The following is a 15,744-nucleotide window of genomic DNA, read 5'->3' on the forward strand; positions in this document are numbered from 1 at the left end:
ATGCGCACGTTTTATGGCACTGAATTGCCCAATCCACTGATGCTAGGCACCGCCCAGTATCCCAGCCCCGCGATCCTGGAACAGGCCTTCCGCGAGAGCAGCGCCGCTGTTGCGACAGTCTCGTTGCGTCGCGAAGGCGCAGGCGGCGCGGGTCAGACCTTTTGGCAGATGATCACAGACCTCGACGTCCACATCCTGCCCAACACTGCGGGCTGTCACACGGTTAAAGAAGCTGTCACCACTGCCCATATGGCACGCGAAGTCTTTGGCACCGATTGGATCAAGCTTGAACTGATCGGCCATACTGACAGCCTGCAACCGGACGTCTTCCAACTGGTCGAGGCAGCCCGCATCCTGACCGACGACGGGTTTCAAGTCTTTCCCTACACCACCGATGACTTGATCGTGGGCGAACGCTTACTTGAGGCTGGCTGCGAAGTTCTCATGCCCTGGGGTGCACCCATAGGCTCGGGCCGCGGCCTCAATAACGAATACGCCCTGCGCGCCATGCGGTCCGAATTCCCCGACACGCCACTTGTGGTAGACGCAGGCATTGGCCTGCCCAGCCACGCGGCGCACGCCATGGAACTTGGCTATGACGCCGTGCTCCTCAACACCGCCGTCGCCCGCGCGGGTGAGCCCGCCACCATGGCCCGCGCCATGAAGCTGGCAATCGAAGCCGGGCAATTAGCGCATCAAGCCGACCCCATCGAGGCTCGTGACATGGCCGAGGCTTCAACCCCTGTGATCGGAAAGGCATTCCTGACATGACGCTCGACCGTTTCTATCCGATCTTCGACCATTCCGATTGGCTGCGCCGGATGCTGCCACTGGGCGTGAAGCTGGTGCAGCTGCGCCTCAAAGACCAACCTCTGAACGTGGTGCGCGAGCAGATTGCCATCTCACGTGATCTCTGCCGCGAACGCGATGCGGTGCTGGTCGTGAACGATTACTGGCAAGAGGCCATTGATGCGGGCTGTGACTGGCTGCATCTGGGGCAAGAAGATCTTGATGACGCCGACCTTACTGCCATCCGCAAGGCCGGGCTGAAACTCGGCGTATCGACCCATGACGACGACGAGTTGGAGCGTGTGCTAGCGATGGACCCGGATTATGTCGCCCTCGGTCCCGTCTACCCCACCATTCTGAAAAAGATGAAGTGGCACCAACAGGGCCTGCCCCGCGTCACCGAATGGAAACAACGAGTCGGCGATATCCCCTTGGTTGGCATCGGCGGCATGAGTGTCGAACGTGCACACGGCGTTTTAGAGGCCGGGGCAGATATCGTGGCCGCCGTCACTGACATCACGTTAAACGACGACCCAGAGGGACGTGTGCGTCAATGGATTGAGGCCACGAGATGAGCCGCTACGCCCGCCAAATGATCCTGCCAGAAGTTGGGCCAAAGGGGCAGCAACGCCTTGCCAGCGCACGTGTGTTGGTGATTGGCGCGGGCGGGCTCGCGGCCCCTGTTCTTCCGCTATTGGCGGGTGCGGGTGTGGGTCACATCACCATTGTCGACGGAGATACCGTGGACCTCTCCAACTTGCATCGTCAAACCGTGTTCACTGAAGCCGATTGCGGCCAGTCAAAAGCGCAGGTCGCCGCGGAAAGGTGCCGCGCACTCAACAGTGAAATTGGAGTGATTTGGCTGGAACAGTCTCTAACTTCGATCAACTCCGCGGCACTCGTGTCCGACGTCGACATCGTCTTGGATTGCGCTGACAGCTACGCGGCGAGTTACATTCTCAGTGACACCTGCCAAACCCTGAAAACCCCTCTTGTCAGCGCTTCTGTGCTGGGGATGGGTGGCTATGTTGGCGGCTTCTGCGATACTGCCCCGTCTCTGCGCGCCGTTTTCCCGGACGCTCCCGACAGCGGCGCAAGCTGCGCCACGGCAGGCGTGCTTGGCCCGGTTGTCGGCGTCGTCGGCGCGATGCAGGCGCAAATGGCATTGGCTGTCCTACTTGGCTTTGATCCCTCGCCGCTCGGTCAGGTGGTTCAATTTGATGCTCGCACGCTGCGCAGTACATCCTTTCGCTTCGACGGCACCCCTGAACCTGACCACGGATTTGCCTTTGTGGCCCCCGGTCAGCTTAGCGCTGGCGATGTGATCGTCGATCTGCGCGACACGACAGAGGCGCCAACGCCAGCGCATCCCGACGCGCACCGCATCGCACCCGGACAGGTTGCTGAAGCGCTCACTCCATCCAACACCCGTCTCGCCCTTTGTTGCGCCTCTGGCCTGCGCGCATGGCGTGAAGCGGAACAGATACACCCCCTTTGGCCCGGCGAGATTGTCCTCGTCGCGGCGTCTGCTTAATAAAAAGGAAACGCACACTATGAAGAAACTACTCGTCACCCTGGCCTTCCTCGCGGCAACCCCGGCGATGGCGCAGGACAAGATGACTGTCCTGCTCGACTGGTTCATCAACCCCGACCACGGTCCGATCATCATCGCCGAAGAAAACGGCTATTTTGCTGAACAAGGCCTTGAGGTTGAAATCGTTGCGCCGGCGGATCCCTCGGCTCCACCGCGCCTCGTTGCCGCCGGTCAGGCCGATCTCGCCGTGTCTTATCAACCGCAATTGCACTTTCAAATCCATGAGGGCCTGCCGTTGAAACGGGTTGGGACACTGGTCGCGACACCTTTGAACTGCCTGTTGGTTTTGAAAGACGGCCCCATCAAGTCGCTGTCCGACCTCAAAGGTAAGAAAATCGGCTTTTCGGTTGCCGGCGTGGAAGAGGCCGTTCTCAAGGCAATGCTTGAAGGCAACGGCGTGATGCTCGACGATATCGAGATGATCAACGTCAACTTCTCGCTCTCGCCCTCACTGATGTCTGGTCAGGTTGACGCCGTTATCGGTGCCTTCCGCAATTTCGAACTGAACCAGATGGACATCGAAGGTGTGCCGGGCCGCTGCTTTTACATCGAAGAAGAAGGTGTGCCGCCTTATGACGAGTTGATTTACGTCGCCAACCCTGACCGCATGGATGCCGACAAAGTCGCACGCTTCTTGGCGGCCACGGAAAAAGCCACCCAGTACATCGTCAACAACCCGGAAAAAAGCTGGGAGATTTTCGCGGCCACCTCAACCGAACTTCAGGATGAGTTGAACGCCCGCGCATGGGTCGACACCTTGCCACGTTTTGCCCTGCGTCCAGCTGGTTTTGACGCCGGCCGCTATTCGCGCTTTGAGAAGTTCCTCAAAGACAGCGGCATGATCCCGTCAATCAACCCGGTCGACGAAATCACCATTGACGTGACCGCCGAATGAGCGGTCACCACTATGGCCGCGCCTTTGCCTTGATGCGCGAGGCGAGCGCAGAGACGTGGCGGGACTATACCCGCCACGCCTTTGTCGAGGGCCTCAAGGACGGAACGCTTCCGCGCGAAGCGTTCCTGCATTATCTGCGGCAGGACTATGTCTTTCTGATCCATTTCTCCCGCGCCTGGGCGTTGGCAGTCGTGAAGTCCGAGACCCATGACGAGATGCTGACCGCTGTCGGCACCGTCAACGCGCTTGTCGCCGAAGAAATGCAGCTGCATGTCGGCATCTGCGAAGCAGCTGGTATCACGCAGGACGAACTGTTCGCCACACCGGAACGTGCAGAGAATCTTGCTTACACGCGCTTTGTGCTCGAAGCCGGTTACAGTGGAGACCTCCTCGACCTGCTCGCAGCCCTAGCACCCTGCGTGATGGGTTACGGCGAGATTGGCTCACGGCTTGGGGCCGAAGCGACCTCAGACACCTACCGCGACTGGATCGACACCTACGCTGAAGGCGACTACCAAAGTGCCTGTCAGGCGGTTGGAGATTTGCTGGATTCGGCTCTAACACGCCGTATTGGGGCGGATTTTGAGGCCTCACCCAGATGGGATCGCTTGTGCCATACCTTCCGCACAGCAACTGAGCTCGAGGTCAATTTCTGGCAAATGGGTCTGACACCGTGACCGCTGCGCCCGAGATCACCTTTGCCGGACAGGCCGCCATTGATGGCGCGGCTCTGTTTGCGCCACTGTCCCTGTCACTACGACCGGGACAGTGGACCTGTCTTTTGGGTGGCTCGGGCGTTGGCAAATCCACGATCCTTCGACTGATTGCCGAGTTGGACACCGGTGCTGCATTCTCGGGTGAGATTTCGGCTTCGGACGGCAAACCCGTGCAAGACCGCGTTGCTTACATGGCTCAGGAAGATCTGCTTCTTCCATGGGCAACTGTGGCCCAAAACGTGACGTTGGGCGCGCGCTTGCGTGGTGAAAAGCAGGATGGCGCGCGCCTCGCAGCTCTCCTGGGCCGTGTGCGATTGACCGATCACATCTCCAAGAAACCCGCCGAGTTATCTGGCGGACAACGGCAGCGCGTCGCCCTCGCCCGCACGCTGATGGAAGACAAAGACGTTATCCTTTTGGATGAACCCTTTTCGGCACTGGACGCTCAGACCCGGGCAGACATGCAGGACCTTGCAGCGGAACTTCTGCAAGGCAAGACAGTGCTTCTCGTGACCCATGACCCGGCCGAAGCCGCCCGTCTGGGGCACGCCATTGAGGTCATGTCGCCCCTGGGCCTTACCGCCTGCGCCACGCCCAGCGCCCCCGCGCCCCGTAGCGTCGATGACCGCGAGACGCTTGAGACACAAGGCGCGCTTTTGAAACTTCTGAGGGAGCAAAGCGTATGACCCGCTATCTCCCTGCCCTGATCGCCACCGTTTTTGCTGTAACCGTCTGGCAAGCTATCGTCAGCCTCAGCGGCCTGCCCAAGTTTATCCTGCCCGGCCCGGCACTGGTGGCCGAGACCTGGTGGACCAATCGCGCCGTGATCGCCGAACATACCTGGATTACGTTTATCGAGGTGATGATCGGTCTCGTGATTGGCGCCCTTCTGGGAGCACTCACGGCCATCCAACTTGCCACTTCACGGCTTGCCCGGATGCTGGTTCAGCCCATGCTGGTCTTTACGCAAGCTTTGCCCGTTTTCGCGTTGGCTCCGATCCTGACGCTTTGGCTGGGCTATGGCCTCTGGTCCAAAGTGGCGATGGCTGTTCTGATTATCTACTTCCCGGTCACCTCGTCCTTTTTTGACGGGCTGATGCGGACTCCACCCGGATATCTCGATCTTGCCAAAACAATGCAGGCCACCCCACGTTCGGTTCTCTGGAAAATTCGTATCCCTTCTGCCCTGCCATCGCTGGCTTCGGGTCTGAGGCTGGCGGCCGTATATGCGCCCATCGGAGCGGTGATCGGCGAATGGGTCGGCGCATCAAAAGGGCTGGGCTATCTCATGCTATTGGCCAATGGCCGCGCCAAAACGGATCTGATGTTTGCAGCGATGCTGACACTGGGGGTTTTGTCGATCCTGCTGCATTGGGCCGTACGCACCGCCACTGTCAGGTTGGAAGAGTCTCACTCAGGCCGTAGCCGCATGGCCAACAAGCTTTAGTCTCTAATGCGCGAGGCTGCGGCTGCTCAAATCGCTTCCCCTTGCGCATAAAGGCAATTATGCCGCAACATTTGGCGGTAGATGGCGCTGGCGCTATCATTGAAACAGGGCCGCAGAACCCGTAAGTGCAAAACAACAGTTTTTTCCGAGGCGACAATGGCGAACCACCTTTATCAAAATGACCTGCCCGACGATCTGGATCTTGGTCCTGTCGTGGCCATCGATTGTGAGACGATGGGGTTGAATCCACATCGTGATCGGCTTTGCGTTATTCAGATGTCGTCTGGCGACGGGAACGCGCATCTGGTGCAAGTTGCCAAAGGTCAAACTGAGGCTCCGAACCTGTGCCGCATGTTGGAAGACCCCAACGTGCTCAAGCTCTTTCATTTTGGCCGTTTTGACATCGCAGCCATGTACAATGCTTTTGGTGCCGTGACCGCGCCGGTCTATTGCACCAAGATCGCGTCAAAACTGATCCGCACCTATACAGACCGCCATGGCCTCAAGAACCTGCTGCAAGAATTGCTCGGCGTCGACATTTCAAAACAGCAACAGATGAGCGATTGGGGCACCGAAACCCTGAGTGACGCGCAACTGGACTATGCGGCCTCAGACGTTTTGTATCTGCACCGCCTGCGTGATGAATTGAACACGCGTCTGGATCGCGAGGGTCGCACAGAAATGGCCCAGGCCTGTTTTGATTTTCTGCCAATGCGCGCGCGTCTGGATCTCGCAGGCTGGCCAGAAATAGATATCTTTGCACACTGATGGGTGACTCAGTTTCATATCTCGACACCGCACGTCGCGTCATCTCAACAGAGGCTCGCGCGCTGGATCAGCTTGCAGACGGGCTTGGGGATGAGTTCGATAAGGCTGTCGAAATCATGCTGTCCGCATCGGGCCGCATCATCATTTCTGGCATGGGTAAGTCCGGTCATATCGCACGAAAAATTGCAGCGACGCTGGCCAGCACGGGAACACCTGCCCATTTTGTGCACCCAGCCGAAGCCAGCCATGGTGACTTAGGCATGATGGCCCAAGGTGACGTCGCGCTGGTCTTGTCGAATTCCGGGGAAACACCTGAACTGGCGGACATGATTGCCTATACGCGCCGATTCAGCATTCCCATGATCGGTGTCGCCAGCCGCCCAGACTCAACCCTGCTGAAACAGTCTGATGTGTCACTCGTCCTGCCCCGTGCTGAAGAAGCTTGTGGCACTGGAATCGTGCCAACGTCTTCAACAACCATGACGCTGGCCCTTGGCGATGCGCTTGCCGTCGCATTGATGGAACACCGCCGATTCACCCCAGAACATTTCCGCGAGTTCCACCCAGGCGGCAAGCTCGGCGCACAGCTCAGCCGGGTGGACGATCTCATGCACACCGGAGAAGCGTTGCCTCTGGTCACTCAGGACGTCCCCATGACCGATGCGTTGACGCAGATCGGCCACAAAGGGTTTGGTGTTGTTGCAGTGACTGACGATGAGGGCGTGCTTCAAGGGATCATCACCAACGGTGACATAAGTCGCCACATCGAAGGCCTCGGCTCGCTGACCGCCAAAGAAGTGATGACCCGCAATCCCGTTATGATCGAACCCGATGCGCTGGCCGAAACAGCCGTGAGCATTATGAACGATCGCAAGATCACCTGCCTGCTCGTGTCGGATCCCAAAAACCCCAACGTTGTGATTGGCCTTTTGCACATCCACGATTGTCTGAGGGCTGGGTTGGGCTGATATGGCCGACAAAGGCATCACATACTCTCGCATTGTTGCCTTTCTTAAGGTGCTGCTTCCTCTTGTTGCCTTAGCTTTGCTGTCAACGCTGTTCCTGCTGTCGCGAGGCAGCTCAACGTCCGACTACATTCCTTTTGCACAATTGGATCTGGAACAGCGTGCGCGCGAACAACAGGTCACATCACCTTTCTTTTCGGGAAAAACATCTTCTGGTCATTTGGTTCGGTTCGCTGCAGAAACCGCACGACCGGATCAACAAGACCCCGAAAAATCATCCGCTGTCGATATGGATGCTAGGATAGACCTGACTGGTGGCTCTTACATTACCCTGACCTCAAATTCCGCCCATATCGACAACCGAACCCATATGGCAAAGTTGCTTGGCGATGTGACCATTGTGAGTTCAAATGGCTATACAATTGAGACCGCCGAACTGGACGCAGCTATGCGAGAACTGTTCGCTCAAACGCCGGGGCGTGTGACCGGATCGGGACCCGCTGGAGATTTCGAAGCGGGTAAGATGATCATCGAAGCGCAACAAGATTCAGATGAAGCAACTTTATTTTTCACAAATGGTGTGAAACTGATATACACGCCTACTAAGTGATTGAGGTTTATCGTGAAGCTCCCCAAACTGGCTGCTCTGACATTATCCTTGATGTTGCCATCCCTGGTATTTGCGCAAGGGATGCAGATTGGCTTTGGAAGTCTACAGCAAGACTCGGATCAACCTGTGGAAATAACGGCTGATTCACTGTCGCTTAACCAGACGGATGGGACCGCTCTTTTTCAAGGCAATGTCCTGATCATTCAGGGTACAATGCGCATGACAGCGCCCGAAGTCCTAGTATTCTACAACGAAGACACCAGCGGAATTTCCAGGCTGGAAACAGATGGTGGCCGCGTGTTGATCGTCAAAGACGGTGACGCAGCCGAGGCGGATGTCGCGAATTACAACATTGAAGATGGTATTGTGGTTATGACCGGCGATGTTCTTTTGACCCAAGGTAACAACACTTTGAACTCGAACCGCATGACAGCAGACCTCAACAATGGCACCGCGCAGATGGAAGGTCGGGTCAAGACCATTCTCAAGACCGAGGACGAGTGATGGCTGGACCTAAACTTGAGGTGACCGAAGGCAGCAGCGGCCTTCAGGTCGAGAACCTCCGCAAGAGCTATCGCAAACGTGTGGTGATCCGCGACTTTAGCATGGAGCTAAACCGAGGCGAGGTTGTTGCGCTTTTGGGGCCAAACGGCTCGGGTAAAACGACAACTTTCTACGCCATCGCGGGTCTGATCATGCCCGAAGGCGGTCATGTAAAAATTGACGGACGCGACGCGACGCGCTTGCCAATGTATCGGCGCGCGAAACTGGGGATCGGCTATCTTCCTCAGGAGATGTCCATTTTTCGTGGATTGAGTGTAGAAGACAACATCATGGCGATCCTCGATATCACTGAGAAAGACCGCCACAAGCGCCGTGAACGGCTGGAAGAGCTGTTGTCGGAATTCTCAATAGAGCATTTGCGCCGCGCACCGGCATTGGCACTTTCTGGTGGTGAACGTCGTCGTGTAGAGATTGCCCGCTGTCTTGCAGCCAATCCCAAATACCTTCTGCTGGACGAGCCCTTTGCCGGGGTTGATCCGATCTCGGTCGGAGACATTCGTCATCTCGTTGCTGATCTGAAAAAACGTGGGATCGGGGTTCTGATTACCGACCACAATGTGCGGGAGACACTAGAGATCGTTGATCGCGCTTATATCCTTCATGACGGCAAAGTATTGATGTCTGGAACACCCGAAGACGTTGTGGACAACGAAAATGTGCGTCGCGTCTATCTGGGTGATAACTTTAAGATTTCCTGATCCGCAAAGAACTGATTGCGCGAATTGGCGCCGTTTTTTTGCCCGAGATCATTGACACCTCCGGCGCTCTGTTCTCAAATATGTTTATGACATTTCTGGATTCTGCCTTGGTGACCTGTGCAGCCTTTCCGACAAGGCACGGTCCCGAGCAAGCATCGGAAATGTCCAATTTCAGCATTCGAACCTGATCGACTTTTGGTGCTTTTGGCACCACCGGTCCGGGTTTCGACATGTCATCGCAAAGGAGACAGGATGCGCTACCAAATCACCGGAAAACATATCGACGTTGGCGATGCCCTTCAAACTCATGTGAAGGACGAACTAGGTGCGGTTGTCGGCAAATATGCTGAGCGCCCGACGGACGCTAATATCATTTTTTCCAAAAGCGCACATGAATATGTATGCGAAGCCACCGTTCATCTCTCGACCGGTCTCACGGCGCAAGCCAAGGCACACGCAACCGAAATCTATGCTGCATTCGACGATTGCAGCGCAAAAATGGAAAAACAACTACGTCGTTACAAGCGTCGCCTGAAGGACCATCACCGTGAACGTGCAGAACCGGTTGAACTCTTTGGCGCGTCCTCTTATATCCTCGCCTCAGAAGGGGAGACCGAAGCGGCTGAGCCTGAGTCGTTACAGCCGATGATCATCGCGGAAATGGAATCAAAGATTCCATCTCTAAGCGTTGGCGAGGCCGTGATGCAGATGGAACTCGCAGGCGCGCCAGTACTGGTCTTCCGTAATGAGAGCAAAAACGGATTGAATGTGGTCTATCGCCGTGAAGACGGCAATATCGGCTGGGTTGATCCTCAAGGATAAGACGGCAGGCCCATTGGGTTCTGTCTGGAGTTACAGGCAAGATGGACCTTTCTACAATCCTGAAGCCAGAGGCGGTCAAAGTTGTTTCGGCCGCCTCCAGCAAAAAGCGTTTGCTTCATGCCATCGGCGATCTGGCCGAGTCGGCATACAATCTCGACGCGCCTCGCGTTGTCGAAGCGTTGATGGATCGCGAAAATCTGGGCCCGACAGGCGTTGGACATGGTGTGGCCTTGCCGCACGCACGTCTTGATGGCCTTGAGACGGTCGTTGGCACGTTTATCCTGTTGGAAAAGCCTGTCGATTTTAGCGCCGTGGATCGCCAGCCCGTCGACATTGCATTTGCACTGTTCGCACCAGAAGAGGCCGGAGTTGAACACTTGAAGGCTCTGGCGCTGGTGTCCCGTACGCTGCGCGATACAACACTGCGCACAAAAATCCGCGCCAATCAGGATGCATCAACGCTGTACTCAATTCTGACCGAAGGCCACAGCGTTCAGGCTGCGTGATCTGGCTGGGCGCTAGGCCCAGTCGCTAAATCCAAAATTCAGATAGTCGCGTGGATAGATGTCCCTGACCAAGGTCTCGATCTCGGCATCATAGATTGTGGCCAAACCATAGGGCAGGTCCTCTGGTGCCACCTGTGGTTCTGGAGCATCCATACGCCCGACCTGCATGGCCAGCGCGGGTAGATAGCTCTCCATCTCCTCTTCGCGAATGATCATGTCCGGGACCGCCAAATCGGCAAACCCGCGCAAAATCTCAGACTGACTTGCCCAATGCGCATCAATTCGGATGCTGGTCTGACCCGCCAGATTCGCTCTGAGGAATTCCAAAAATGCGACAAAGGCCGCTCGGTGACCAACTGCGTCGTAATCCTTGAACACACCTTGGGGAGGCAGCGGCAATTTATAGACCTTGCGGAGCGTCTTGTGGATCTGGGTGTAACTGCCGGGCGATTTGGACAAAATTCGCTCGCAAAACGCGTGGTGCGCACGGGCAACCGGGTGACGTACGACTGTAAAGGACCTGTTGCCTTCGTTGTTCCGGCGCCACTGTCGCAAAGATTTCTGATTGTGCTTTCGAGGCAGGTCATCGGGCGCGCCATCATCAAATGCTGCAAGCCAGTTCAACACCTCTGCCTCGGGACCAGATCGAATGGGCATGTACAACAGGGGCGCCTGGTCTGCGGTCACATAGGTCGGCACCGCTGCGCCACGCCGCGGTTCAAAGTTAGGCGTTCGTGTCAGATTGAAACGATCGAGTTCGGCAAGCGCAGCTGATACATCAGAAAAGTTTGAAACTTTCTCTGACACAGGACTGGGGTTTTGTCGCTTTAGGGATGAATCCAGTGCCTCGAGGTCTTCTGGCACCCCAAGATACCGCGCCAACCCATTCATTACCCTGAGATCCTGCAAATCTTCGTAAGCAACGTAAAAGGCCGTTTGCCCCGACCTTTGTAAAGACTGCATCAGGCGCAGCTGAAACGACTGCAGGTCTTCGACATGTTGGCGAAACTCAGCCCCGTCAAAATGCACTTTGCCGCCATCCTTGCGGCGGCGGACATCTGTGAGCTTCCACTGCCCGGTTGAGCGCGCGATTTTTAGAGAGACATAGCTGTCGACCGGATTTCGCGTCAGAATAATTTTGGCGCAACGAGGGTCAGACAGAACAAAATCGAGCGCGCGCAGGTCATGATCGTGAAAGAACCGAAAGCCCCGCAACACGCCGTCTTCTGCCCGGATCACATTGATCAATTGCATTGGATCCTGAGTTCGCTGCTCAAGTGAAACGCCCAAAATCTCAGTTTTGTTGGGGTATCCTATGAAATGCGGATTAAAGGCCTCGCCGTGGCAGGCCACATGCGGCATCGCATTGAGGTTCGCCTCAAGGAAATTCGAACCCGTCCGCATATCGGCAAACACTACAAAGTAATCAAATGCGGATGTCATCGTGAGTTATTGCACCAAATAGGGTTTTCGAGGTGGGTTTTGCTGGTTCATGCCCGGAGGACTAACAGGGAAATCACCCATCAGATATGGGTGCATGCCTTGGTTTTTAAGGTTCTGCAGGAATTGGCCAAAACCCGTGAGATCGGCCATCTTAGGCGCTTCGCTCAGGCGACGCAGGGAATGCTGACCCATTTCATCAATGATGGATTGTAAGGGTTCCATTGGTGCTTCAATGAACTCGGCCATTGTCCAAATACGAATACGCGCTTTGGTATAAGGTGAGCGCAGCACGTCAAGTTGATCGGCTTCCAGCTTTTGCAATCTGGCAGCTTCGCTGCGCAGTTCTGCGAAGTTACAGTTCGACTTGAAGAGAGGCACCGACCAGGCGCCAGAGATCACCGAAATCTGTGCGTTCGGATCTCGTGACAGAAACCACATCGGCGCGGTTTCATCGTCCGGACCCAACTGAAAACACTGACGCTCGCCACGTGTGTTCCAGACGAGGTTCGCCAAAAATGCAATCGGGTTATAGTCGCGGCTGGCAGCACTGTCCTGCATCGCCCCGTTGATAACCTTTTGACCATCGGCATACTCGGCATGCGCCGGGTGAAACAGATGCCCATGCACTTGTGTCCCGGTGGCTTTAGCAAGCCAGGTTTCAAAGTCCTCAAATACGTCCGAGAAACCCTGAAAAACTGAATATCTTCCGCAGGTCACACCATTCTCCCAACCATCATTTGGAAAGCGGCTCTGCATGAACAGGCCCGGTCGACCACGTGTTCGCCGTTCAACGGCTTTTGCAAAAATCCTGTCAATCTTGGCCGGATTAGGCTCGGCCATTTTTACGGCCCCGTCGGGGTCTGACAGAAATGCACGGTAAAGCTTGTCCGCTCGGGGCCAAAACTTCCGCGCGACAAAGCAATCTGATCGCCGCAACAGCTGGAGGTGATCGTCGTAAAAAATGTGCGGCTTGCCCTGAAAGTCGAACTTGGACAGGGTGAGAGACCGACTTTCAATATTGGTTGAATAAAGCCGTGCCAAGCTTTGGAAATAGCTCTCGTCCGGAATCCAAACTCTTCTGAAATAGGTGTCATAGGTCTCACGCTCTGGGTCCTGAAGAATTGCAGAGAGCGTCTGGCGTGTCAGGCACCACCATTGCGACCCCATATGCGGTACAATTCCTGGTGGGATTTTGCGTTTGAGACCCAAAAACCGCTGAAATTCTACATAACGGTCAAAGAGATAACGCTGCTTTTTCCACGAGAATGGGAACCGCAGCGTAAACCGTTCGTCGCTAAGCCCCCCGACAGTCCAGGGAACATCCGCGGTCGTCGCAGATTCTATGAAATCCGTTCTTGGCCGCGCGGCCAGATAGTCGATCAGTTCCTGAACCGGGCGAAGTGGCACACAGGAACCAGACGACAGATAGACGTGCCGGACCTCAGGAAACTCACTCAGCATCAGTTCAGACGCGGATTGCGACCCTGCAACCAGACCCCACGCCCCCCAGTCACACCGATGACGCGCGCAAAATTTTACGGTTTCAATGTCCGACAAGGCACGGACAAAGTCATTGTACGTGCTGCGTCGCACGTTTGAATCAACATGGATAACCACAGGACAGCCAGCCACCGACCAATGGCGCGCCACCTGTTCGGCGCGATCCAGCGCTGTGTGTACCAGCATGACGATCCCAACACTCATGCCCAGTTCCCCTTGGACATCAGGCCAAGAATCTCAAGCTGGCGCCAGTTGATGTACTTTTCAGACCACTTGCACCAAAGTTCCGGGTCGTCTTTCAGTGCCTCTGCATAGGCCACATACTCAACACTCGCGGCATAGTGCTGCTTGCGGTGCAACTCTTCTGCGGCCTTGTCGGTGAAGGTGTCCAGAAACTTGGTGTGCAAGAGAATGCCCGAAGCTTTTTCACCACCCCATTCGTCATAAACCTGATTCAAGCCGCGCGGCAAAAGCATGTGCGTCGAGCTGACATAGGCATACCGCCGGTTCCATTTAACCAGCGGAATCTTGTTGAGCGCAGGCGCTTTCTCAGGCTCGCTTGGGAAGAACACACGCGATCTTGGGCCGCCTTGGATCCAAAGGTTTCCATAAAGCGGATTGCGATCCATCGTGTAGTTTCCGGAGTCGAACCAACTGGCGATCTCCAATGGGTTTTGACCCGGCTGATATGGCTGTTCGTCGATACGCCCCTTTGGGTACATATCCAGTAGCATTGCGCTAAACGATTTAATCGACGATGCGTCCAGCCAGTCCGTCAAAGCACGCAAAGGACGCGTGTCGCAGAATGGGTAAATCAGGAACTCGTCAGGATCGACGGTCAGGCACCAGTGGCCATGCGCATATCTTAGCTGGAGCCAGTTGAGCCAATCCACACCGAAACGCGAGCGTTTGTACCCTTTCCGTGTATGCCAGACGGATACATCCGGCTGATCGGCAAGATACTCAAGAGAGCCGTCATTGCTGTCATTGTCCACGATTAGGAAATGATCGACCCCTTGGTCGCGATAGTACTTTAGAAAGAATGGGAGCCGGACATGCTCATTTCTCAGCGTCGAGAACAGCAGAATGTCGCTTTTCTTGATGGCGCTAGTGCGGTCGGCAATACCGTTCAACTCACGACGTTTTCGAATGGCCCGAACAAGCCATCTACGTCGCTGTAGCCTCAGACGATATGAAGTCCAAAAGCCCAATTTGCCCCCTTAGCGCCCTGACCAAATCCGACAGGTCGATGTCAGGGCTATCACACCATCTTTAAGACAGTGTTGAAGTGTGCTTCCCAGCTCGGCGGCGTATAGCCCCCATCGCGATCAGCAATGCCCTTGCCCTGCGCCTGTTGTGTCAGGTCGATTATTGCGTTTTTCCATGCATAACTGTCTGTAACGCTTGCGTAAATGGGAATATCACCAAGAGTTTCGTGGAAGACTTCCAGATCGCTGCAGATCACAGGGGCGCCAGCCGCCGCGGCTTCAACCGGAGGCAGCCCAAATCCCTCAACAATCGAGGGGAACAGAGCGGCGGTACAATGGTTTAGGTAAGTCCGAATTTCAGCGTCACTGATGTTGTTGAATTCATGTAGATAAGTGCCGCGCAGAGGGCTGGAATTCAACCGATCAAACACCTCTTCATTCAACCACCCACGGCGCCCGCAAATTACCAAATGAGGCGTTTTTTCTGGGGCAATTTCCCGCGAAAGCTGATCCCAAACGTCCAGAATAAGTTTGTGATTCTTTCGCGGCTCTATGGTTCCGACCATCAAAAAGAACGGATTTGTGAATGGCGGCGCTTCACGATTGTCTTCGTTTTGGAAAAAATCAGGTTCAACACCAAGATGGGCGACGTGAATTCGCCCGACCGGACCCCAGGCCGACAGATGCCGCTCAATGTCCCGAGCCGACACGTGAGAATTGGTTAAAATCACGTCCGCATGTTGGCGAACCCGGTGTAACAGCCGTTCAAACTTGACCCGTGATTTGTGTGTGGACACCTCGGGGTGGTCCAACGGAATTGTGTCGTGCACAAAGGCAGCCACCCGACCACCTGGCAAAGCTTTGACCGCGGAAAGTAAACGGGCGGGCATATTGCCCTGATCGACGTTGATGTAAACGGTGCCTTCGGGCAAATGCCGCATAAGCATCTGCTTAAGTCGGGCTGGTCGACTTCGGGCAATACAGAGCCGCCGGCATTCGGCCTCGGTAATATAATGGTGCTTTGTCCGTTTGTGGACCAAGCGCGTCCAAAGATCCGGCCCGCCCCACGGTTCCTGCCTCTCGACTTTGGCCAGCAAGGTTTCAACGCCTGATCGATCCAGAAGCAAATACCCGATTGACGATCTATATAGGCCAAAAAGAGGTTCTGGCGCGGCACACAAAGCTCTGAGATATGCAAGACAAACGCGGTCGACGCCGG

Annotated in this window: 18 protein-coding genes; 14 read left to right on the plus strand and 4 right to left on the minus strand. The window is 55.7% G+C overall.

Annotated features, from left to right (window positions below; genetic code table 11):
• The 14 genes from Q0932_RS01510 (at position 1) to Q0932_RS01575 (ending at position 10,374) form a co-directional block, all read left to right on the plus strand.
• Positions 1 to 771 (plus strand): thiazole synthase, encoded by a 771-nt coding sequence (locus tag Q0932_RS01510; RefSeq protein WP_299348935.1) that lies wholly within the window; start codon positions 1 to 3, stop codon positions 769 to 771.
• On the plus strand, positions 768 to 1,364 hold the full coding sequence (locus Q0932_RS01515; RefSeq protein ID WP_299348938.1) for a thiamine phosphate synthase: 597 nt from the start codon (positions 768 to 770) through the stop codon (positions 1,362 to 1,364). Before Q0932_RS01510 ends, Q0932_RS01515 begins: the two co-directional genes overlap by 4 nt.
• Entirely contained in the window at positions 1,361 to 2,323 is a 963-nt protein-coding gene (locus Q0932_RS01520) for a HesA/MoeB/ThiF family protein (protein ID WP_299348941.1), read from the plus strand. The genes Q0932_RS01515 and Q0932_RS01520 overlap by 4 nt, the downstream gene beginning before the upstream one ends.
• Before the next feature lie 19 nt (positions 2,324 to 2,342).
• Positions 2,343 to 3,278, plus strand: coding sequence for an ABC transporter substrate-binding protein (locus Q0932_RS01525; protein WP_299348944.1), 936 nt, complete (start codon positions 2,343 to 2,345; stop codon positions 3,276 to 3,278).
• 32 nt (positions 3,279 to 3,310) lie between these two features.
• On the plus strand, positions 3,311 to 3,955 hold the full coding sequence (gene tenA / locus Q0932_RS01530; RefSeq protein ID WP_299349638.1) for a thiaminase II: 645 nt from the start codon (positions 3,311 to 3,313) through the stop codon (positions 3,953 to 3,955).
• On the plus strand, positions 3,952 to 4,680 hold the full coding sequence (locus tag Q0932_RS01535; RefSeq protein WP_299348947.1) for an ABC transporter ATP-binding protein: 729 nt from the start codon (positions 3,952 to 3,954) through the stop codon (positions 4,678 to 4,680). The genes tenA and Q0932_RS01535 overlap by 4 nt, the downstream gene beginning before the upstream one ends.
• Complete coding sequence (locus Q0932_RS01540; protein WP_299348950.1) at positions 4,677 to 5,441, plus strand: ABC transporter permease; 765 nt, start codon at positions 4,677 to 4,679, stop codon at positions 5,439 to 5,441. The genes Q0932_RS01535 and Q0932_RS01540 overlap by 4 nt, the downstream gene beginning before the upstream one ends.
• Positions 5,442 to 5,597: 156 nt before the next feature.
• Positions 5,598 to 6,209 carry a ribonuclease D gene (locus tag Q0932_RS01545; protein ID WP_299348951.1) on the plus strand — a complete coding sequence of 204 codons (612 nt, stop codon included), beginning with the start codon at positions 5,598 to 5,600 and terminating at the stop codon, positions 6,207 to 6,209.
• Positions 6,209 to 7,177: a KpsF/GutQ family sugar-phosphate isomerase gene (locus tag Q0932_RS01550; protein ID WP_299348954.1), complete on the plus strand. Its 969-nt coding sequence runs from the start codon at positions 6,209 to 6,211 to the stop codon at positions 7,175 to 7,177. Before Q0932_RS01545 ends, Q0932_RS01550 begins: the two co-directional genes overlap by 1 nt.
• A 1-nt stretch (position 7,178) precedes the next feature.
• The gene (gene lptC, locus Q0932_RS01555; RefSeq protein ID WP_299348956.1) at positions 7,179 to 7,784 is read left to right on the plus strand and encodes an LPS export ABC transporter periplasmic protein LptC; all 606 of its coding nucleotides are present in this window, start codon (positions 7,179 to 7,181) and stop codon (positions 7,782 to 7,784) included.
• Between the two features lie 12 nt (positions 7,785 to 7,796).
• On the plus strand, positions 7,797 to 8,288 hold the full coding sequence (gene lptA / locus Q0932_RS01560; protein ID WP_299348958.1) for a lipopolysaccharide transport periplasmic protein LptA: 492 nt from the start codon (positions 7,797 to 7,799) through the stop codon (positions 8,286 to 8,288).
• Positions 8,288 to 9,046: an LPS export ABC transporter ATP-binding protein gene (gene lptB, locus Q0932_RS01565; protein ID WP_299348960.1), complete on the plus strand. Its 759-nt coding sequence runs from the start codon at positions 8,288 to 8,290 to the stop codon at positions 9,044 to 9,046. The genes lptA and lptB overlap by 1 nt, the downstream gene beginning before the upstream one ends.
• 252 nt (positions 9,047 to 9,298) lie before the next feature.
• Positions 9,299 to 9,868, plus strand: coding sequence for a ribosome-associated translation inhibitor RaiA (gene raiA / locus Q0932_RS01570; protein ID WP_299348962.1), 570 nt, complete (start codon positions 9,299 to 9,301; stop codon positions 9,866 to 9,868).
• A gap of 41 nt (positions 9,869 to 9,909) precedes the next feature.
• Positions 9,910 to 10,374, plus strand: a complete 465-nt coding sequence (locus tag Q0932_RS01575) for a PTS sugar transporter subunit IIA (protein WP_299348964.1) — start codon at positions 9,910 to 9,912, stop codon at positions 10,372 to 10,374.
• A 12-nt stretch (positions 10,375 to 10,386) separates the two neighbouring features.
• Here the strand turns inward: Q0932_RS01575 and Q0932_RS01580 are convergent, their stop codons facing one another.
• From Q0932_RS01580 to Q0932_RS01595, 4 genes are read right to left on the minus strand one after another with little or no spacing between them, the layout of a single operon-like run.
• On the minus strand, positions 10,387 to 11,817 hold the full coding sequence (locus Q0932_RS01580) for a sulfotransferase family 2 domain-containing protein (protein ID WP_299348965.1): 1,431 nt from the start codon (positions 11,815 to 11,817) through the stop codon (positions 10,387 to 10,389).
• Positions 11,818 to 11,823: 6 nt separating this feature from the next.
• Positions 11,824 to 13,521, minus strand: coding sequence for a beta-1,6-N-acetylglucosaminyltransferase (locus tag Q0932_RS01585; RefSeq protein ID WP_299348966.1), 1,698 nt, complete (start codon positions 13,519 to 13,521; stop codon positions 11,824 to 11,826).
• Entirely contained in the window at positions 13,518 to 14,528 is a 1,011-nt protein-coding gene (locus Q0932_RS01590; RefSeq protein ID WP_299348968.1) for a glycosyltransferase family 2 protein, read from the minus strand. Before Q0932_RS01590 ends, Q0932_RS01585 begins: the two co-directional genes overlap by 4 nt.
• Positions 14,529 to 14,578: 50 nt before the next feature.
• Positions 14,579 to 15,466, minus strand: coding sequence for a glycosyltransferase family 1 protein (locus Q0932_RS01595; RefSeq protein WP_299348969.1), 888 nt, complete (start codon positions 15,464 to 15,466; stop codon positions 14,579 to 14,581).
• Between the last annotated feature and the right edge of the window lie 278 nt (positions 15,467 to 15,744).

The organism is uncultured Shimia sp. (genome assembly GCF_947498095.1).
GTDB lineage: Bacteria > Pseudomonadota > Alphaproteobacteria > Rhodobacterales > Rhodobacteraceae > Shimia.